At 69.7% G+C, this 18,136-nt stretch carries 21 protein-coding genes and 3 pseudogenes; 17 read left to right on the plus strand and 7 right to left on the minus strand.

Annotation, left to right across the window (positions count from 1 at the left end; all coding sequences use genetic code 11):
- Positions 1-111 precede the first annotated feature (111 nt).
- Positions 112-390, minus strand: coding sequence for a hypothetical protein (locus tag IF00_RS0113535; RefSeq protein WP_030317750.1), 279 nt, complete (start codon positions 388-390; stop codon positions 112-114).
- 174 nt (positions 391-564) lie between these two features.
- Between IF00_RS0113535 and IF00_RS0113540 the strand changes: the two genes are divergently transcribed.
- Positions 565-1,665: an alpha/beta hydrolase family protein gene (locus tag IF00_RS0113540; protein ID WP_051820219.1), complete on the plus strand. Its 1,101-nt coding sequence runs from the start codon at positions 565-567 to the stop codon at positions 1,663-1,665.
- A 488-nt stretch (positions 1,666-2,153) separates the two neighbouring features.
- Here IF00_RS0113540 and IF00_RS0113545 read toward each other — a convergent pair whose 3' ends face one another.
- A complete protein-coding gene (locus IF00_RS0113545) occupies positions 2,154-2,888 on the minus strand; it encodes a DUF7873 family protein (RefSeq protein ID WP_030317754.1) in 735 nt (244 codons plus the stop codon).
- Positions 2,889-3,081: 193 nt separating this feature from the next.
- Between IF00_RS0113545 and IF00_RS0113550 the strand changes: the two genes are divergently transcribed.
- The 6 genes from IF00_RS0113550 (at position 3,082) to IF00_RS0113565 (ending at position 7,374) form a co-directional block, all read left to right on the plus strand.
- Positions 3,082-4,272, plus strand: a complete 1,191-nt coding sequence (locus IF00_RS0113550; protein ID WP_030317756.1) for a spore photoproduct lyase family protein — start codon at positions 3,082-3,084, stop codon at positions 4,270-4,272.
- A 560-nt stretch (positions 4,273-4,832) separates the two neighbouring features.
- Positions 4,833-5,069, plus strand: coding sequence for a DUF1254 domain-containing protein (locus tag IF00_RS46900; protein ID WP_245234524.1), 237 nt, complete (start codon positions 4,833-4,835; stop codon positions 5,067-5,069).
- A 244-nt stretch (positions 5,070-5,313) separates the two neighbouring features.
- Entirely contained in the window at positions 5,314-5,520 is a 207-nt protein-coding gene (locus tag IF00_RS46905; protein WP_245234516.1) for a hypothetical protein, read from the plus strand.
- A gap of 57 nt (positions 5,521-5,577) precedes the next feature.
- Entirely contained in the window at positions 5,578-5,940 is a 363-nt protein-coding gene (locus IF00_RS46910; protein ID WP_245234525.1) for a DUF1214 domain-containing protein, read from the plus strand.
- A gap of 105 nt (positions 5,941-6,045) precedes the next feature.
- On the plus strand, positions 6,046-6,297 hold the full coding sequence (locus tag IF00_RS0113560) for a hypothetical protein (protein WP_030317758.1): 252 nt from the start codon (positions 6,046-6,048) through the stop codon (positions 6,295-6,297).
- Between the two features lie 576 nt (positions 6,298-6,873).
- Positions 6,874-7,374 carry a metallophosphoesterase family protein gene (locus IF00_RS0113565; protein WP_030317760.1) on the plus strand — a complete coding sequence of 167 codons (501 nt, stop codon included), beginning with the start codon at positions 6,874-6,876 and terminating at the stop codon, positions 7,372-7,374.
- Positions 7,375-7,554: 180 nt separating this feature from the next.
- Here the strand turns inward: IF00_RS0113565 and IF00_RS0113570 are convergent, their stop codons facing one another.
- Positions 7,555-8,292, minus strand: coding sequence for a DUF72 domain-containing protein (locus IF00_RS0113570; protein ID WP_030317765.1), 738 nt, complete (start codon positions 8,290-8,292; stop codon positions 7,555-7,557).
- A 664-nt stretch (positions 8,293-8,956) separates the two neighbouring features.
- Here IF00_RS0113570 and IF00_RS0113575 point away from each other — a divergent pair.
- From IF00_RS0113575 to IF00_RS0113595, 5 genes are all read left to right on the plus strand, one after another.
- The gene (locus IF00_RS0113575) at positions 8,957-10,237 is read left to right on the plus strand and encodes a preATP grasp domain-containing protein (protein WP_030317767.1); all 1,281 of its coding nucleotides are present in this window, start codon (positions 8,957-8,959) and stop codon (positions 10,235-10,237) included.
- A 136-nt stretch (positions 10,238-10,373) separates the two neighbouring features.
- Entirely contained in the window at positions 10,374-11,177 is an 804-nt protein-coding gene (locus tag IF00_RS0113580; protein WP_030317769.1) for an alpha/beta fold hydrolase, read from the plus strand.
- Positions 11,174-12,466, plus strand: coding sequence for a PP2C family protein-serine/threonine phosphatase (locus IF00_RS0113585; RefSeq protein WP_388310007.1), 1,293 nt, complete (start codon positions 11,174-11,176; stop codon positions 12,464-12,466). The genes IF00_RS0113580 and IF00_RS0113585 overlap by 4 nt, the downstream gene beginning before the upstream one ends.
- Positions 12,463-12,816 carry an STAS domain-containing protein gene (locus tag IF00_RS0113590; RefSeq protein WP_030317772.1) on the plus strand — a complete coding sequence of 118 codons (354 nt, stop codon included), beginning with the start codon at positions 12,463-12,465 and terminating at the stop codon, positions 12,814-12,816. The genes IF00_RS0113585 and IF00_RS0113590 overlap by 4 nt, the downstream gene beginning before the upstream one ends.
- A gap of 493 nt (positions 12,817-13,309) precedes the next feature.
- Positions 13,310-13,465 (plus strand): hypothetical protein, encoded by a 156-nt coding sequence (locus IF00_RS0113595; RefSeq protein ID WP_245234517.1) that lies wholly within the window; start codon positions 13,310-13,312, stop codon positions 13,463-13,465.
- 131 nt (positions 13,466-13,596) lie between these two features.
- Here the strand turns inward: IF00_RS0113595 and IF00_RS0113600 are convergent, their stop codons facing one another.
- Positions 13,597-14,472: a sigma-70 family RNA polymerase sigma factor gene (locus IF00_RS0113600; protein ID WP_030317776.1), complete on the minus strand. Its 876-nt coding sequence runs from the start codon at positions 14,470-14,472 to the stop codon at positions 13,597-13,599.
- An 85-nt stretch (positions 14,473-14,557) separates the two neighbouring features.
- Here IF00_RS0113600 and IF00_RS0113605 point away from each other — a divergent pair, with 85 nt between their 5' ends.
- Both IF00_RS0113605 and IF00_RS0113610 read left to right on the plus strand, forming a co-directional pair.
- A complete protein-coding gene (locus IF00_RS0113605; protein ID WP_030317778.1) occupies positions 14,558-15,016 on the plus strand; it encodes a carboxymuconolactone decarboxylase family protein in 459 nt (152 codons plus the stop codon).
- A 420-nt stretch (positions 15,017-15,436) separates the two neighbouring features.
- Complete coding sequence (locus IF00_RS0113610) at positions 15,437-15,667, plus strand: hypothetical protein (protein ID WP_030317780.1); 231 nt, start codon at positions 15,437-15,439, stop codon at positions 15,665-15,667.
- Positions 15,668-15,840: 173 nt separating this feature from the next.
- On the opposite strand, the gene IF00_RS47810 is transcribed toward IF00_RS0113610, so the two are convergent.
- Positions 15,841-16,281: an ATP-binding protein gene (locus tag IF00_RS47810; RefSeq protein ID WP_425338317.1), complete on the minus strand. Its 441-nt coding sequence runs from the start codon at positions 16,279-16,281 to the stop codon at positions 15,841-15,843.
- On the opposite strand from IF00_RS47810, the pseudogene IF00_RS43670 reads away from it, so the two are divergent.
- Positions 16,178-16,395, plus strand: a pseudogene (locus IF00_RS43670) (IS5/IS1182 family transposase); the annotation flags it as partial. The gene IF00_RS47810 and the pseudogene IF00_RS43670 sit on opposite strands and share 104 nt — an antisense overlap.
- Positions 16,396-16,448: 53 nt before the next feature.
- Positions 16,449-16,973, plus strand: a complete 525-nt coding sequence (locus IF00_RS0113620) for a P-loop nucleotide/nucleoside kinase family protein (RefSeq protein WP_030317782.1) — start codon at positions 16,449-16,451, stop codon at positions 16,971-16,973.
- Positions 16,974-17,050: 77 nt separating this feature from the next.
- Here IF00_RS0113620 and IF00_RS48005 read toward each other — a convergent pair.
- Together IF00_RS48005 and IF00_RS48010 are read right to left on the minus strand one after the other, a co-directional pair.
- Positions 17,051-17,267: pseudogene (locus IF00_RS48005) on the minus strand (ATP-binding protein); the annotation flags it as partial.
- Between the two features lie 108 nt (positions 17,268-17,375).
- On the minus strand, positions 17,376-17,762 hold the full coding sequence (locus tag IF00_RS48010; protein WP_388310019.1) for a Mu transposase domain-containing protein: 387 nt from the start codon (positions 17,760-17,762) through the stop codon (positions 17,376-17,378).
- A gap of 19 nt (positions 17,763-17,781) precedes the next feature.
- On the opposite strand from IF00_RS48010, the pseudogene IF00_RS43675 reads away from it, so the two are divergent.
- Positions 17,782-18,106 (plus strand): annotated as a pseudogene (locus IF00_RS43675) (transposase); the annotation flags it as partial.
- Positions 18,107-18,136 lie beyond the last annotated feature (30 nt).

Here is an 18,136-nt window from a genome sequence, read left to right on the forward strand (position 1 = left end):
GGGGGAGCGGCTGAGGGCGCGGGCGATGCCGGCACAGGCGGGAAAATGGCCGGCCGCGCCCACTTCGAACTCCTCCGCGACCGCGTCCTGCTCTCCTCCTGAACAGGCTGCTCAGGACTCATCGTCGATCAGTCCGAAATTCTCCGGGAACTCCTCCAGGAACTCACGACGGACCGGGTCGGTCTCGGCGGCTGCCAACTCACCGACGAGCTCGCTCAGTTCCAGTCGCTGATCAAGAGGAAGGGCACCGACCACATGAGCGACGCCCTCCATCAGCCTGACCGCGTCGTCCTGATCCATCTGCTCGTCTTCGCTGCCGTCGATGAACCACAGGACATCGATCAAAGCCTCGGCCAAGGAACGGGTCAGGGACGAGTACGAGGACGTCATGAAGGGCTCTCCCAGAGAGGCAACGGCGCAGTCCGGCCATCTCACCACACACCACTGACACCGCTGACATCACTGTCCGGAGTCACCACAAGAAGTGGACCAAGGCCACCCCGGACCACAAATCGGGGATCTCCCTGATGGTGCAGCCGGGCGCGGCCGACGACGATGCACCTCATGGTCCTCCCCACCCTGCCGACGCCGACCGGGTCGCATCCGGTCGGCACCACGTCGGTGTACCTCGAGGACGTCTCCCGCCCGGACCCGTGGGTCGAGGACGTGCCGACGCGCGAGCTGATGATCTCGCTCTGGTACCCGACCGCACGTGTGTCCGGTCCGCGCGCCCGCTATCTGACCCGGACCGAGTCGGAGGAAATCCTGGCCGGCAAGCAGGTGGCCATCGCGGCGGACGCGCTGAGTACGGTGCGCACCCATGCCTTCCCTGACGCTCCGCTCGACCCCGGGCTGCGGGAACTGCCGCTGATCATTCTCTCGCCCGGGTTCACGAGGCCCCGCGCCACGCTCACTTCGGTCGGAGAGGACCTGGCCAGCCACGGCTATGTCGCGGCCGTGATCGACCACACCTACGAGACGGCGGCCACCACCTTTCCGGACGGTCGGGTGGCCGCCTTCGCCCTCGGCGGGTTTCCTCGCACGCCCGAGTTCTGGCGCAAGGTGAAGACCGGCCGTGCCCGCGACGCCTCCTTCGTGCTGGACCGGCTGCTCGACAGCAACCCGCCGTGGGCAGGCGCCGCCCGGCTGGCCGCGGACCGGATCGGCATGGCCGGGCACTCCGCGGGCGGCGCGGCCACCATCGCGGCGATGCTCGCGGACGAACGCATCCGGGCGGGCAGCAACGTGGACGGCAGCACCGACCCTCTGATTCCGGACACCGGCCTCGACCGCCCGTTCCTGTTCCTCGGCCGAGACGGCCAGTACGCTCCCGGCGACGGACCTGCCGCCGCCACCTGGGCCCGGGACTGGCCGCTCCTGACCGGCTGGAAGCGGTGGCTGGTCGTGGCGGGCGCCAAGCACCACTCGTTCACCGATCTCGGCCTGCTGGCCGACCAGTTCGGTATGCCGCTCGGCTCGGCCACCCCGGGACTGCGCACGATGGCGATCACCCGCGCGTACCTGCGCGCCTTCTTCGACCAGCACCTGCGCGACGCCGGGCGAGCGCCGGTCGACGACCTGAGCGCGGACCACCCCGAGGTGCGAATCTGCCTGCCGCTCGACCAGCCGGCCGACGGGGGCAGGGTGACGCCCGGAGGCGCGTAGCGACAGCCCAGCGCCGTGCGAAGCGCCTGCCGGCAGAGGCGCCGGAAGAGACCGCCGACGGAGGCGCGGCAAGGGAGGAGAAGAAAGGAGCGGGTCCGAGGGCGTAGCCTGCCCCCGGACCCTGTGGATGCCGCTCACATCACACGCCGGCACACTTGAGGACCCGGGTCATTCGTCATTGCGTCGCGTCCTGCCTTTGGACCACCGCCGATCGAGCTCGGCGGACCAGATTCGAACTGGCATTTCGACGCACCAGGGCCCGGGCCCGGTCGATCCGGCGATGAGCGGCGCATGCTGAGTCTGGAGCAATAGTCTGAGATTGACCGCGGCCTGCCTCTGCCTGGTTGGGCCATCCCGGCAGGAAGTGCCGGGAGGAGGACTCGAACCTCCACTGGAACCGCGGATGTCACGACAAGGCTCAGCTTCAGCTTTGCGCTCCTCGCGCACCCCGACCGCTGTCTGCGGCCGGGGAGTCTGTGGTGCCCCGGCTATCCGAAGAGGTAGCCGAAGACGGCGTCGCCGACCCGCTGGTCGGTGACCTCGGAGCTGTTCGCCTCCTCGCGGGCGAACTTCACCGCCTGCTGGAGCCTTTCCACCCGCTCCAGCAGTTCGTTGACACGACGGGCCGGGAGCGCGCCCGAGAACTTCACGGTGGTCCAGTACCCGACCGGCACGTCCTCGTAGTAGACCTCCACCTGCGCCGGGTGCTTGTCGGTGGCCTCGGCCTTGACGTGGTTGCGCGGCACCTTCTTCGTACGGACGGTACGGACGACCTCGGTCTTCCACGCGTCGGTCGACGGGTCCTGCGTCCAGGACTCGGCGGCGTCCAGCACCGGAAGCTTGCGGACGAAGGTGTTGATGTCCGTCAGCTGCTTCTCCAGGAAGAGCAGATAGGCGACGGGCACCTGTTCCACCAACACCCGGCCGTCGACCGTGACGTCGGCGCGCGCCTCGCAGTTCGCCCAGTCCTTGGTGGCCGTCACATCGAAGAGCCGGGTCAGCGCCCGCGCGGTGTCGCGCAGCGCGTCCTCGGCCTTCACCTGCACCAGCGTCGACTCGGGCGGCAGCTGCTCGCCCTCCTCGTCCTTGGGCTGGTAGGTACGGGAGATGCCGGCGAGCAACGCGGGCTTCTGCAGGCCGTGGTGGGCCGCCGTCAGGTCCTGGTGCGCCCTGGACTTGACGCCCTTCTCCACTGCGATGATCTGATTGAGTTTCGTCGCCACGTCGACGACCCTAGAACGAGCACCGAGGGTCGATCGAACGATTTTCCCCTTCGAGGTTCCGGAAGCCGGGCGCCGTCCCGCCGAAATCGCCGGATTGTCAGCCCTCGTCCGTAGGCTGGGCCCACGCGCACACGCGGCGGCTGGGTCCGGCCCGGTCGCGCGGACCGTGGTGGCGCGTGACAGTGGAGTGGGGATGCGACAAGGTTCCGGAGACCCGGGGAAGCCGGGGGACGACGCCGACGGGTTGTTCAGCATGGGCGACCTCGCCGCCGCCGCGACGCCGACCGAAGCCGCGGACGATCGGCGGTTCCATGACGGGCCACAGGCGCGCAGGCTGCTCGACGTCAAGGAGATCCACGCCGAGCCGGCCGCCGCGGACTCGTTGCGAGGGCGGCAGATCATCGCGCGCTTTCCCGAGGCCCGTCTCATCGAGACGGACTCCCACTGGCGCATTCCGCACCTGCACGGAAACGAAGGAAACGTGGACCGATGGGTCAGGGTCAAGCGCGAGACCCTCGTCCTGGGCGAGCGGAAGTCCTTCGGCATCCGGCCCAACGGACGCTCCGCCGACTGGATCGCCCCGGGACTTTCCAACGGCTGCGCCATGGCTTGTGCGTACTGCTATGTCCCGAGGCGCAAGGGGTTCGCGAACCCGATCACCGTTTTCACCAATGTCGAGCGCGTCCTGGGCGGCCTGGGCCGCCACATCGCGGGGATGGGGCGCAAGGAGGAACCCAACCAATGCGATGCGCACGCCTGGGTGTACGACATCGGGGAGAACGGCGACTGCTCGGTCGACGACCTCATCAGTGACAACACCGCCGACCTGATCCGCGCCTTCCGACGCTGGCCCACGGCCAAGGCGTCGTTCGCCACCAAGTTCGTCAACCCCGACCTGCTACGGCTCGATCCCCAGGGCCGTACCCGGATCCGGTTCTCCGTCATGCCGCCCGACGACTCCCGGCTCCTCGACATCCGGACGAGCCCGGTCCCGGACCGTCTCGCCGCCGCTGCGGATTTCCTCGACGCCGGGTACGAGGTGCACTTCAACCTCTCGCCGGTCGTGATCCGCCCCGGCTGGGAACAGGCCTGGGCCGACCTGCTCCGGGCCATGGACGACGTACTCCCGCAGCGGGTGAAGGACCAGGCGGCGGCGGAGATCATCCTGCTGACCCACAACGAGGACCTTCACCAGGTCAATCTCGGCTGGCACCCGCGCGCGGAGGACGTCCTGTGGCGTCAGGACATCCAGCAGCCGAAGCGCTCCGAGAACGGCAGCTGGAACGTGCGCTACCGCAATGCCACCAAGGCGCAGGCCGTCGACGCGCTCTCCCGCTTGATCGAGGAGCGAGCCCCCTGGATGCGGGTGCGCTACGCCTTCTGACCTTCGGCTCACCCTCCGCGCGATCTGAGGGAGGGCCGACGCCCGCGCCGTGTGTCCGCGGCGCTCGACCCGGGATCGCCGCGGATTCGCGACCGGATCTGTGCGGGGGAGAGCGGCGCGGGCCGCAGGCTGGCTCGGCGTGCGCGGAGCCCGGACGGCTGCTGCCACGCAAGTCGGGCGTCTCCGCTGCGGGAGGTGCATCGTGTCGAATGCGTCGACGGAATCGCTGCAGCCGCTCCCGCGGGCACCGACGGCGAGAGCGTCGGCCGCGTCCGCCTACGGGTGCGAGCCGCCCCAGGGGTCGGCCCCTGAGGCATCGACTCCCGTAACAGCGGAGCCCGTCGTAATCCCCCCCCGCATCCCTCCGCCACGCCACCCGTACGGCGGACCCGCCGCGCGGTGGGGGCGGCTCTCGTAGCGTCGGGCCTGGACCTGAACGCCGTAGCACCTGGGAGAAGTCGTTGGCGAATGAGTCGATGGAGAAGCCGCCACGGAGGCATGGCTCTATGGCTACCCGCTGGTGACGGCGGCCATGACGAAGGGCACCATGACGGCGGTTCCTGCCCGGGACGACGCTCGCCGCGAGGCACCGGTCAACCACCGTCGTCGGGCAGCGCAAGAACGGCCGCTCCGCCGGCCCGTTCCTGATCGCCGGCCCTTCCTGGTCGGGACCCGCACCCTCCGGCCTGACCCTGCTGAAATCGCCCACCGCGGTGAACTGGTCCTCCCGCGGTACGCGACCGGCGGCCCCTCGGACTTCGCGGCCGTCAACCGGCTCCAAGACGGCACGCGGCTGATCCCCCTGTCCGAGTGGACTTGCAACCCTGACGACTACTCCCCGCCCGCCGACGCCGACACCACCACCGCGCCCGTCGACAAGGTGCACGCGCTGAGCGGCCGCGAGTACTTCACCCTCCTCAACCGGATGATGGTGGACAACCCTCCCGACCCCGCCGATGCCCCATACCTCGGCAGACTCGCCAAACTCGGCATCGCACCCGGAGCCGTCCTGGACGATTTGTCCTCCGATGAGCTCGCCGCTTGTCCTCCGATGAGCTCGCCGCACTGGACGAGGGGGCGCGGCAGGGACCGGAGACCCTGCGCGGTCTGCTTGCCGAAGCGGAGTCCGCGAAGGACGGCGGGTGGGCCGTGCACCGAGGCCTGAGCGACTACGGAACCGACTTCGCCAAGCGGGCTGTCATCACCCGGTTCGGTTACGGAGCCGACCTCGACGCCGACGCCCTGTAGCCGCACGCCACCACCGACGCCGACGGCCGGCCTCTCGACGGTGCCCAGACCTACGTACTGCACTTCGACGCCGGGAACACCCCGCCGGTGGACGGCTTCTGGTCGCTCACGATGATGAACGAGCGTCAGTTCTTCGTCGACAATCCGCTGAACCGGTACGCGATCGGCGACCGCAGCGACATGCGCACCAATCCGGACGGCTCACTGGACATCTACGTCCAGCATGCCGATCCCGGACCCGACCGCCAGGCCAACCGGCTCCCCGCGCCCGAGGGCGGCTTCAACGTCTTCCTGCGCCTCTACTGGCCCCATCAGTCCGCCCTCACCCGGCGACTGGACCCCGCCGGGACTGCAACGCACCAGCTGAGACCCCGGTCGAGATCAGCTCAGCAAGGCATCCGCAGAGCCCGGGTGCCGTGAATCCGCGTCCGGATGACTGCTCTGCGTCCCTCCTGCGTGGGGCTTGTCAGTGAGCGCGCCGTGTTCCGGGATGCGGGGGACTGCGCCGGAGCCGAAGGTGGTGGCATGGAGATCATCGTGGTGCAGGAACTGCGCAAGGAGATGTCTGATGGCGACGGGTCTGGCGATCCGATCGCACGCATCGAGGCGGTCCATGCCGTGCCTGTAGACCCGGGCGACCGCACCCTGTGCGGAAGGCCGGCAGAAGACATGGAACGCCTGTCCGACCAGCCCAGTGGCCCGGATGCGCCGTGGGTGCCGTCCAGCAAACAGGACTTGCGCTGCCCCGGCTGCGCCGACGCGCTCCGTAACGGGTGATCGCCCGCATCGCGGCGTAGCCGACGCTTTCTGAGGCCGACCGGGGCCGGCCCAGGCGGCGACGCGGACCGGAGCGCGACGACCGAGCCCGTATCGCACCGTCCTCGGCACGGGCAAGAGGAAGCCGTCCCTGGCTCAAGCAGGGGGAAGCCCCGCCGATCACCTCGGCGGGGCCCCCACGGCCTGGAGCACCGTGGTCGGCAGCAGTGAAGAGCGGCATGGCGTTATGGGCGCCGCCCGCGAACGCGGCGCCGGCACAGCCGCCCTGCACCCCCAGCTCGTCTTCCCGCCTGTCCCCGGCACCCGTACGCCCCGAGACGTCCGTCAAGGGGCTCTTCCTCGCGTCGGCGTCCCCGTACCCGGTCGGTGGGGGTGCCGGAGCCCCGGGATGCCGATCGGCCTGGCCGGCCCAGCGTCGCCATCTGCCGACCGTGCTGCCCCCTTGTTCCCGTGCGTCCGTCGGCGACTCCCACCGGCTGTGCAACGCCACCGCGGACCACGGGCCGCGCAGCACCACCGCACCACGGGCCGCGTACGCCGAGGCGCTCGCCGTCGTCACGCCCTACGGTGGGACGCATGCGGCTCCTGCTCACGTCGGACACCCACCTCCCCATCCGCGCCGCGGCACTCCCGGAAGCCCTCATGACCGCCGTCGACGACGCCGAGGCCGTCATCCACGCCGGGGACTGGATCGACGAGGCCACACTCGACCTGCTGGAGTCCAGGTCCCGCCGGCTGATCGGCGTGTACGGCAACAACGACGGCCCGGGACTGCGCCGCAGACTTCCGGAGGTCGCCTACGCCGACCTGGGAGGCGTGCGCTTCGGGGTCGTGCACGAGACGGGAGCGGCTGCCGGACGGGAGCGGCGCTGCGCGGCACGGTTTCCCGACGTGGACGTCCTGGTCTTCGGTCACAGTCACATCCCGTGGGACACCACCTTCGGGAGTCTGCGCCTGCTCAACCCAGGCTCGCCCACGGACCGCAGACGCCAGCCCTTCTGCACGTTCATGACGCTGACGGTTGAGGATGGGAGGGCGTACGACGTGACACTCCACCGTCTGCCCCGACGGCCCTGACCGTTCCCCGGCGGCCGTCCGCGAGGACGTGAAGGGCTGGCCGACCGCTGCAGGCACGGTGAGCGGCCCGGTCCGGGCACCCTTCGTCGCCATTGCGGGATCGTTCCCGCGGGCAGGCGCCGGGCTCCGCGCAGCGCACGTCGCTGATGCGCACTCGCAATCGGTCGGCCGACCTCCGGGTCACCCGTTCACCCGGCCGGACATCAGACGGGTGAACGCCCTTGCGTCGACCACGGCGGCACCACCCGGGTCGTTGTTGAAGTACGCATGGACGTCCGCGCTCCGCGGCCACGTGTCCGCTATGCGGTCCGCCCAGCTGCGCAGGGCTGTCCGGCCGTATCGGGGGGCCGGCCTGGCCCGGCCCTCGTGGAAGCGCACGTACGCCCAGTCGGCTGTCCGCCACATCGGTGTGACGGGGCGCGAGCCCCGGTCGGCCCAGCAAAGGGCCGCGCCGCGGCCCACGAGCACCGTGCGCACCTCATCGGTCCACCAGGACGGATGGCGCGGTTCGACGGCGACGCGCGTGCCGACGGGGAAGCAGGCGAGGCAGGCGTCCAGTGCGGCCGCATCGGCCCGCAGCGTCGGCGGCAGCTGGAGGAGGACAGGACCCAGCCGGTCGCCCAGGAAGGCGGCATGGGTCATGAGGCGTTGCACCGGCTCCGCCGGCTCGCGCAGACGCTTGACGTGGGTCAGGAAGCGGCTCGCCTTGACGGCCATGACGAAGCCTGGCGGGGTTCGGGTTCGCCACCGGGTGAAGGTCTCGGGCGTGGGCAGCCGATAGAAGGCGTTGTTGACCTCCACCGTGGGAAAGTGCTGCGTGTACTCCTCCAGCCACAGCCGTTGCGGCCGGTCCGGCGGGTAGAGGACGCCCGACCAGTCTCGGTACTGCCATCCCGAGGTGCCGACGAAGAGGGCCATACGGGGCGACTGCCCTGGCCGGCCCGGCCGTACCCCCGTCCATGGCCGGGCACGCCGAAAGAGCAGGAGTCGCGACCCGGCAGGGCGTCCGGGTGCGTCGAGGGCCCGCTGTCGCGCAGGTCCTGCCACGATCCTGCCACGTCGGTCCCGAGACGGGTCCCTGCCACGTCCAGCGGCCCCGCCGCCACAGCGCGTGAGGGTCCCGATGCCCGGGCTCCAGGAGGTTCGCCACGGTCCGTCGGCGTCGCCCTTGTGCGGCCGCTGGGGCCGATGGGGCCGCGGCGGATGCCGTCGGTGGGTTCGGCGAGGCAGGCGCCCTGCGGCAGCCGGACCGCAGCGGGTGATGTCCTGTCCGGTCGCAGAGGGAGGCTGTGAGCGGCCAAGTGCCGGGTCCCCGCCGCGTGCGCGTCAAAGGCCCGTCGCGTCGGTGACGCCGGGGTGGGACGGCCTTCACCCCACTGGACTGCCGTCCGCATCGCCGGGAGGCCGTCTGCCGCCGGCCGGAGGGCCGGGACTCGGCGCGTGTCGGCCCGCATGCGGCGACGACGCGTCGTCGCCGGCGGGCCCGCGGGCTGCGCCGAGTCGCGGAGCGGCCGCAGAATGGATGCCGGCACGTGCCCGACGGGAAAGGCGGGGGCGGCGAGGTGGCGTGAGAGGAACGGCAGTGAACGAGCCGGATGCGGGCCCCCTGCTGGTGTTCGCCAACATCCTCTCGGACTTGGCCGTGGACCTGGCGGAAGGCCGGGTACTGGCGCAGTGGGCCCAGCAGGCGCCGCGCGAGGCGTGGCTGTTGCGGGGCGGCGACGCACTGGTGACCCCACGATCGCTGAGCGGTGAGTTCCGGCGGTATGTGAGCGAGTTGACGGGGGTGCCCTGCGAGCAGACGGCGATCATCGAGGTGCCGCCGGCCGGGGCCGTCCCCCTTGCCCAGGCGGTCCGTGAGGCCGGGCTGGTGGATCGGGTCGCCGCCCACGTGCGTCAGGCGGGTACGGCGTTGCTGCCGACCGCCCTCGACGCATCCACCGTGGCGTTCGCGCGTGATCTCGGGTTGGCCGTCCACCCGTACGGGACGGTCGACGAAGCGGCCGCTGCCCTACCGGTGACGATGCTGTTGAACACCAAGGCCGGATTCCGCCGAGCGGCCGAGCGACTGGGCATGCGACTGCCGGCGGGACGGGTGTGTCGACGACCGGAAGTCGAAGGTGTCGTACGGCAGCTTCTGGCGCAGTACGAGCAGGTGGTGGTCAAGCCGGACCGCTCGGCAGGGGGCCATGGGATGCGCTTCCTCTCACGGAAAGACGTAGGAGGATCGCGCCTGGTGCTGGATGAGGTCGGCGGCCCGCAGGGCACGTGGGTGGTGGAGGAGCACGTGGCCGCGGTCGCGTCGGTGAGCATCCAGATGGAGAACACGACCTCCGGGTCCCGAGCCCTGTTCAGCGGTGCGATGCACACGGAACGGGGCTCCTTCACGGGGTACGTATCACCCCTGCCAACGTCGTGCGCGCCCGTGGCCGGCGAACTGGAGAAGTGGGGGCTGGAACTGGGCCGCCACCTGGCCGACCACGGCTACCTCGGCCCGTTCGGACTCGACGCGCTGGTCGACGCGGACGGAGTGCCGTACGCCGGTGAAAGCAACGTCCGCAGGACCGCCACCACAACGCCCCACGCCATGGTCACCCGGCTCACGGCTGCCGCGTCCGGCACAGCCCGCCCGGCGTGGGCGGTGGCGAGGAGGAACAGCCGGGCGGCCTTCGGCCTGGCCGAAGCTCTCGACCGGCTGCGTTCCCACCGACTCGCGTTCGACCCGGAGCGAGGGGAGGGTGTGGTGTTCTACGCGGGTGCCCCGCCGGACGGCCGCTCATGGCGCTACGCGGTCGTCGCGGCACACGCCGACGGGGTGGGCGAGCGGGAACGACTGCTGGTGGAAGCCCTTGAACTCGTGTGAACCGTCGCCCAGGCCCCCGTCCCGCTCGTTATCGGCCGAGTTGCACGGGCCCGGCGGCTCCGGCTTCGCCGGGAGGGTCCTGCGCACCGATTGGGCCCCTGATTGGCACGGATGAGTTGATGGCAGACTGGCGGGTATGGATATCCGCAGCAGGAACAACGTCACCGTCACCGGCCGTGCGGAGGGGCCGGTGCTCCTGTTGGCGCACGGGTTCGGCTGCGATCAGAACATGTGGCGTCTGGTCCTCCCCGCCTTGGCTGAGACATACCAGGTGGTGCTCTTCGACTACGTGGGCTCGGGCCGGGCGGACGCTGCGGCTTGGGACGAGCGGCGCTACAGCTCGCTGGAGGGCTACGCGCTGGATGTGCTGGAGGTCTGCGAGGAGTTGGACCTGCGGGATGTGGCCTTTGTGGGGCATTCGGTCAGCGCGATGGTCGGGGTGCTCGCCGCAGCGAAGGCGCCGCAGCGGTTCTCCCGTCTCGTGATGGTGGCCCCCTCTCCCCGCTACATCGACGATGAGGGGTACCGAGGCGGGTTCAGCGCGGACGACATCGACGAGCTGCTGGAGTTCCTGGAGTCGAACTACCTGGGCTGGTCGGCCGCCATGGCCCCGGTCATCATGGGTAACGAAGACCGGCCGGAGCTCGGCGAGGAGCTGACCGCCTCGTTCTGCGCGAGCGATCCGGACATGGCGCGGGTCTTCGCCCGTACGACGTTCCTGTCCGACAGTCGCGAGGACCTGAAGACGGTCGCGGTGCCGACGCTGATTCTGGATTGTCAGCAGGACATGATCGCTCCTCCTCAGGTCGGCGCCTTCGTCCACGCCGCGATCCCCGGAAGCCGCTTGGTGACGCTGGAGGCGACCGGGCACTGCCCGCAGCTGAGCGCACCCGGGGCCACCGCCGCGGCGATCACCAGCTTCCTCGGATCGACCGGATGATGTGCCGCACCGCGCAGAACCCGGACGCGGAGCCCGACTTGAATGCGGCGGACGCGGCGTTCACCTCCATGCTGGAGGACAGCGCCGAGGATCTGTACGAGCAGGCTCCGTGCGGGTATCTGTCGACGCTGATGGACGGCACCATCGCGAAGATCAACAGCACCCTGCTGGAGTGGCTGGGTCTGGAGCGGCCCCAGGTGGTGGGGCGGATGCGGTTCCCCGACCTGCTGACCGTGGGCGGCAAGCTGTACCACGAAACGCACTTCGCCCCGACACTGCAGATGGAGGGCGAGGCCAGCGGTGTCGCCCTGGACATCAAGATCGCAGGCGGACAGCGGATGCCGGTGCTGGTCACCTCAAGGGTGAAGACCGGCGAGAGCGGTGAGCCCATGCTCATCCGCACCACCGTCTTCGACGCCCGCGACCGCCGAGCGTACGAGAAAGAACTGCTGCGCAGCCGCCAAGCGGCCGAGGAAGCACGCCGACAGGCCGAAGCCGACCGTGACCGGCTCCAGGAAGCCCTCGCTGTCCTCCAGCAGAGCCTGCTGCCGGCCCAACTGCCCTGCATCCCGGGCCTGGAGGCCGCCGCCCACTACCACACGGCCTCCCCGGATCTGCTCGGCGGAGACTTCTACGACCTGTTCTCCCTCGAAACCGGCCGATGGGCGTTCTTCCTCGGCGACGTGTGCGGCAAAGGCCCCCAAGCCGCGGCCGTCACGTCCCTGACCCGCTACACCCTGCGCGCGGCCGCCCTGCACGACGCCGACCCGGTCACCGTGCTGACCACCCTGAACACCGTGCTGCACGAGCGGTACACCAGCGGCGACACCCGCTACTGCACCGCCATCTTCGGAACCCTGCACCCCGGCGACGGCCACGTCGAGGTGCACCTGGCCTCCGGCGGACACCCCTCGGCACTGATCCAGCGGGCGGACGGCAGCGCCGACTACCTGCCCACCCCCGGCGGCATGCTCGTCGGCGTCCTGCCGAAGGTCCAGTTCACCGCCGCACGCACCCGGCTGTCCCCCGGCGACACCCTGCTCCTCTACACCGACGGCCTCACCGAAGCCCGCACGGGGCCCCATCGCGAGCTGTACGGCGAGGACGCCCTGCGCGCCTTCGCCGCCGGTCGGCCCCCGGCCGGCCCGCAGGCTCTCATCAGCGCCCTGACCGGGCTGATCGCCGGATTCGGCGACGGACTCGACGACGACACCGCTCTGCTCGCCCTCGGCGTGCCCGCTCTGCTCCCCACCACCCTTCCCACCCGCGCGAGCGAAGACTTGAGATGAGCCCGCTGACGATCACCGCCCGCGAGGCGGCCACCGGTCCGGTACTGGAGATCACCGGGGACCTCGACCACACGACGGCACCCCAACTCCGCAAGGCCATGGACCACTTGCCCCTTGCCGCCGGGCAGCTGCTGGTCCTGGACCTCGGCGGCCTGGAATTCTGCGACTCCAGCGGCATCACTGCTCTGCTGGCCACCCGGAACCTGGCCATCGAACAGAGTGGCGACATCGCCCTCGCCGCAGTTCCCGCCAACACCGCCCGCATCCTGGCCCTCGTCGGCCTGGACCGGGTCTTCACCATCCACCCGGACACCTCGACGGCCACCGCCCCCCGTTGCGCGACGTCCTGATCCAGCCCAGGAGAGGACGTCAGCCACGGGTCCGGGCGTGCCCCGGTTCGATCCGCGCGGCTGCGGCGCGCCGACGTGGGTGCGGCCCGAGGTGTCGCTCCCAGCAGCACGCGGGGAGCCGGCGGGTCGCGAAGACGATCTTCTCAGCCCGCCCGACGTCCAGCATGACCGCGGAGGACTCACGGACGACGGCTGCTCGGCACACCGGCGGTGCGACACGGGCCGCGAGATCTCGCGGACCTCCCACCCACGCCCGCCGGGTGAAACTACGTATGCGATTACGTAGTTCTACTGGCGCCTGCGGAAGGCGGCGTTGGAAGACTCGCCCCATGAGCTTCCTGACACAGCAGTGGTGTCACGCCGGGGAGCTTGCCGCCTCCTTGGGCCACCTTCGCCGGCGGTCCGACGGGTAGCGAACGCCGTCTGGTCGGTAGAGCCCAGCTGAGCATTGGAGAGTCTTCCGTTGGTTTCCAAGATTCGTGTCCTTCTGGGCATGCTCTTGCTCCTGGCGCTGGCCATCGGCGCCATCGCCCTGCTCGCGTCCGCGAAAGCCGGTGCCGTCTGGTTCACGATCGTTCCTCTCGGCATCCTCTTCATCGGCGCGTCCGTCATGCAGTCGCTCGGCTGGTTCGTCAAAAAGGGCCGGTGACTGCCTTGGCGGCTCGCAGGCCGAGGTGAATGGTCACCGAGTGGATGACCAGCGGGTCCGCTCGCGGCAGTCGCCCTCGCCCCTCGCTGTCAGCAGACCCCACCGTGAGCCGCCATCTCGCCCGAGGCGAGTCACACCGGGGTCGGCAGGTCCATGAGCGCGAGTTTGGCCGGGTCGATCACAGCGGTGATCGCGGTGATGCGGCCGCAGGCGACGGTGAAGGCGAGGAGGGAGAGCGGCGCGCCGTCTTCGCTCCAGGAGACGACACCGGGGTGGCCGTTGACAGTCACCGCATGCCCTCGTGCCGCGCTGCCGGCCACTTGCGCGCGGGTGGCGACTTCAGTGGCTCCGAGCGTGACGAACGGGCCGTTCGGGGTGTGCACGGTGAACTTCACTTCGGGGTGGAGAACCTGCAGCAACTCCTCGAACCGCCCGTCGCGGGCCGCGCCCAGGAAGGCATGAACCACCTCGCGCTGTCGCCGTCCGTCGCATTCCGGCAGCTGGGCGGCTTGTACTTTCCTGCGGGCGCGGCTGGTGAGCATTTTGGTCGAGTCGGCGGACTTCCCGAGAATCGTGCCGATCTCCGCGAAGGGCACGGCGAACACGTCGTGCAGCACGAACGCCAGTCGCTCGTCCGGGCGCAGCGAATCGAGGACCGTCAGGAGCGCGAGGCCGACGGAGTCCCCGAGTAGCACGAGTTCTTCCGGAGCGGGAGCATCGTCCAGCGTCACGGTGAATGCGGTCAGTTCGTCGTCCAAGGAGACCTCTCGCCGGGTCCGGCCTGACCGCAGGGCATCGAGGCTGATACGGCCGACCACGGTGGTCAGCCAGCCACCGAGGTTGTGGATGGTGTCGGTGTCCTGGCGGGAGAGGCGCAGCCACGCTTCTTGGACCACGTCCTCCGCGTCGGCCTGTGATCCGAGCACGCGGTGGGCGACGGCTCGGAGCCGGTCGCGGTGGGACTCGAAGGCATCGGCGATCGGGTCCGTGGGATGGGGGCCGGGCATGGTGTTACCTCCCTGAAAGCTGCTTCGTCATAGGGGTGACGGGCGCAAGCCTCGCAACGTAACCCGATGATGGAGAGCACTTCACATGGAGAACCGACTCAAGAACAAGAACACGAACAACCCCGATGTGTGGAGGGCGATCCAGCACCTCCAGAAGGCGATCGCCGCTGGAGGCGCCGACCCGAGGCTGCTGGCGCTGGTCCACCTGCGCGTCAGCCAGATCAACAGCTGCTCGGCCTGCGTCTACGCCGGCGTCGCCGGCGGGAAGAGGGCCGGTGACACCGATGAGCGGCTGCACAGCGTGGCGGCGTGGCGCGAGGCGCCGTTCTACACGGACGCGGAGCGTGCGGCACTGGCCCTGGCCGAGGCCGCCACCCGGCTGCAGGACGGCGCCGAGGGCGTCACCGACGCGATCTGGGAAGAGGCCAACGCCCATTTCACCGAGGAGGAGATCGGCGCGATCAACCTGGAGATCGCGCTGACCAACTTCTTCAACCGGATCAACCGCACCATCAAGGAACCGGCCGGCCAGACCTGGGGCTGAACCCGACGGCTCATACCCACTGATGGGGCAGTGGCGACTGAGCGCCCAGCGGTCGCGGAATTCGGATCCGGTTCAGGACCTCGATCATCTGCGGGGCGTGACCGCGGCGGTCGCTCCACCGGCCTCCCCGACCGCCTGACGGCGGCAGACGCGGCTCCAGAAGCGATCACTCGCGATGCGTCAGATCCCCCGGCCCATGCCGAAAGAACGAGCAACCGGCCCTGTCCTGCGGATCACGTGACTTTCATGCTGCCGTGATGCGGGCTGCGGCGCCGAGGCTGTCGGCGTCCTTGCCGAGTGCTCCACGCAGTACGGAGATAAGTGCACCAGTGTCGACCCTTGGGTTCTTGATCCTGGTTGGACGAGGGAGACATCTGGGATGCTCCATCCGGGGCAATCCGCTGGGGGCAGGAGTGATTCATGGGTGACTGGCTGAGCTTGATCGGGGGAGGCGTCGTGGGCGTTGGCGCGACGGTCATCGCGCTCGACTACCGGAGCATCGGGCTGCGTGCGTATGACCTGATGGCGCGGCAGTCACCGGGTGGCGGGGTCGATCCAAGGTTTTCGCCCGACGTCATGAGAGTCATCGCCGGTGTGCTCGGTGTCGTCTTCCTCGCGGCAACGGGTGTGAGGGCGTTCGGGATGTCCTGAGTCCCTTCGGTAGCAGGCTCTTTGCCTGTGGCCGGACCAGGCGCCTGGCTCAGGACGCGTCGTCTCGGTCTCGTTCGATGGCGATGAGGCGGTTCTTGAGCCGTGGCTGTTGCCGGTGATCGGGACGACCTCGCAATGGTGGAGGCCAGGACCTCGTCGCCGAAGATCCGGCCCTACTCGCGCAAGGATCTGTTCGAGGTCAGGATGATCGAGCCCTTTTCGTAAGCTTGGAGATCACCTGGAAGACCAGGTTCGCCTCGACTCGTTCGAGGTGCTGGTCCCACTTCATCGACCACGAGGACGCGGGGGCGGAGATAGCTGGTGAGCTTGCTGATCAGCCGACTTTGAGATCGAGTAGCCGGCCTGGCGGGCCGAGACGGCCAGGGCGGCGACGGCGATGTGCGTCGTGCCGACCCCGGGCGGCCCGAGTAGAGGACGTTGGCCTTGTCCTCGACGAAGGAGAGGGTGGCAACGTACTCGACCTTGCGCGTCGAGTTCGGGTTGGAAGGCCCGAAGGACCAGCGGGCCAACCGCAGGCGCCGAGGGAGCCGAGGAGGCCGGCCAGCGGGCTTCGACAAGGAGACATACAAGCGCCGCAAAGAGGTCGAGCGCACGATCAACCGGCTCAAGCACTTCCGCGCAGTAGCTACGCGCTACGACAAGCGTGCCTTCGTCTTCCACGGCACTGTCACCGTGGCCTCCCCCCCCGCCTGTGGCTCAGCCCGTGAGCGGGCGGATAATACGGTGGCCGCCTGATTCGCTTCCCTGTCACGATCTGGGGGTGAATACGTTGTTCCTGATGGTCGGCCTGCCAGGGGCCGGGAAGACCACTCGGGCTCGGCAGCTCGCCGCGAAGCACGGCGCGCTGCGTCTGACACCCGACGACTGGATGATTCCCCTGTTCGGTGAGGCGGAGGCCGACGGGAAGCGCGACGTGCTGGAAGGGCGCATGCTCTGGCTCGCCCTTGAGGCGGTCAGACTCGGCACGAACGTCGTCGTGGACTACGGCTGCTGGTCACGGGACGAACGGTCCGCGATCCGCTGGCTCGTGGAGGCCGAGGGAGCGTGCTTCCACATGGTCTACCTGCCGGTGGACGAGGAGACCCAACGCGCCCGTATCGCCCACCGCTGGGCGACCAACCCCGAAGAGACACTGCCGATGTCCGAGACAGACATCATGCACGGGCGCGCGCATTTCGAGGAGCCCGACGCGGCAGAGTTCGAGGGCCACAGGGCCGCCGGCCCGCCGCCCGGGTGGGTCGACTGGCGGGAGTGGGCCGCCGACCGGTGGCCCTCGTTCGCGTGACTGCTGCGGCCCACGACGACTCACCCGTACCAGGCGTGCCCTGCACCAGCCCGAAATGATCCGTCGGACAGGCCCTAGTGGTGCGGCAGTCTCGACAGCCGCAGGCCGATGCGGAATCGGCGGTCGTCTCGGACGGCGGGTTCCTCGGACCGCACCAGGCCGAGCGTGCCGAGGTAGCCCATCTTGGTCTCGGCCGCCGCTGGACGTACTGGTTCAGGGCCTCGACCAGGTGCGGCAGCCGAGTTCGGCGGTGGTGGTGGTGCTCCGGATGCGGGCGCTGGTCAGCTCGCTCAACGGGCGCCTTAGCTGGGGGAGTTCGCGGTGGACGAACGGGTGCCGGTCAGCTCGTCATAACTGACAGTGGATGGCGACCGACCTCGACACTTGCTGCGGCAGTCCGGTTCAGCAGGTCTTTGTAGTGGTCCGGCCTGCACTCCCGAGAGGCTGACCGCGGTGTGGCGAAGGCGGAGTGTCGCCGGTGGTGACGCGGCGGCCTGCGCCGGTGGGCAGACCGTTCCAGTGCGTCTCGTCCACGATTTCGGCTCCGTGGCCGACCGCCCGCGGATGGACGGCCGGCAGCGTCAGGCCGTTCGTCGCGTCGGGGCCGGTGGAATGGAGGCTGACCTGGGTCTTCGTGGCCCTGATCCCGCCCAGCCGGCGCGGGCGGGCTCGCCGGGTTGGCACTGAGTAGTGGTTCGCGTCGAATGCGACCGGACAGCCCTGCCCGACGTGGCACAGATGCTCCTGGGCGACGATGTGGGGGACCTTCGGCAGTGGGCGGAGAGCCATGTGATCACGCGCTGCCCGCCTGCCGCTGCTGGACGCCGTCCCGCCTATTCGGGGTCGGGCGGGGACGTTCCCGCCGCAAGCCCCGACGTCTGTACGCGGACCGGGGCTACGACGTCGACAAGTACCGCCGCCTACTGTGGAAGCGCGGCATTAAGCCGTGCATCGCACGACGCGGCGTCGCCCACGGTTCCTGACCGGGTACGGTGCGCTGGGTCGTCGAGCGCGCCTTCGCCTGGCTGTATCAGTTCAAGCGGCTCCGCGTCCGCTACGAAGGACGCGCGAATCTGCGTCAAGGCCTGCTCGAACTGGCCTGCAGTCTCAGATGCCTTCGCCGTCTGCGAACTTCATTCCGAAAGATCAGCGAGAGACAACCG

The sequence above is a fragment of the Streptomyces flavochromogenes genome (assembly GCF_000717595.1).
Lineage (GTDB): Bacteria > Actinomycetota > Actinomycetes > Streptomycetales > Streptomycetaceae > Streptomyces > Streptomyces flavochromogenes.

Coding starts and splice junctions, on each gene's coding strand:
- IF00_RS0113585 (WP_388310007.1), top strand. CDS start 11,174: ATGATGTGCCGCACCGCGCAGAACCCGGACGCGGAGCCCGACTTGAAT.
- IF00_RS0113570 (WP_030317765.1), bottom strand. CDS start 8,292: ATGGCCCTCTTCGTCGGCACCTCGGGATGGCAGTACCGAGACTGGTCG.
- IF00_RS0113560 (WP_030317758.1), top strand. CDS start 6,046: ATGGAGATCATCGTGGTGCAGGAACTGCGCAAGGAGATGTCTGATGGC.
- IF00_RS0113595 (WP_245234517.1), top strand. CDS start 13,310: ATGCTCTTGCTCCTGGCGCTGGCCATCGGCGCCATCGCCCTGCTCGCG.
- IF00_RS0113535 (WP_030317750.1), bottom strand. CDS start 390: ATGACGTCCTCGTACTCGTCCCTGACCCGTTCCTTGGCCGAGGCTTTG.
- IF00_RS0113605 (WP_030317778.1), top strand. CDS start 14,558: ATGGAGAACCGACTCAAGAACAAGAACACGAACAACCCCGATGTGTGG.
- IF00_RS0113590 (WP_030317772.1), top strand. CDS start 12,463: ATGAGCCCGCTGACGATCACCGCCCGCGAGGCGGCCACCGGTCCGGTA.
- IF00_RS0113540 (WP_051820219.1), top strand. CDS start 565: ATGGTCCTCCCCACCCTGCCGACGCCGACCGGGTCGCATCCGGTCGGC.
- IF00_RS48010 (WP_388310019.1), bottom strand. CDS start 17,762: ATGGCTCTCCGCCCACTGCCGAAGGTCCCCCACATCGTCGCCCAGGAG.
- IF00_RS0113550 (WP_030317756.1), top strand. CDS start 3,082: ATGCGACAAGGTTCCGGAGACCCGGGGAAGCCGGGGGACGACGCCGAC.
- IF00_RS0113610 (WP_030317780.1), top strand. CDS start 15,437: ATGGGTGACTGGCTGAGCTTGATCGGGGGAGGCGTCGTGGGCGTTGGC.
- IF00_RS0113600 (WP_030317776.1), bottom strand. CDS start 14,472: ATGCCCGGCCCCCATCCCACGGACCCGATCGCCGATGCCTTCGAGTCC.
- IF00_RS0113565 (WP_030317760.1), top strand. CDS start 6,874: ATGCGGCTCCTGCTCACGTCGGACACCCACCTCCCCATCCGCGCCGCG.
- IF00_RS0113580 (WP_030317769.1), top strand. CDS start 10,374: ATGGATATCCGCAGCAGGAACAACGTCACCGTCACCGGCCGTGCGGAG.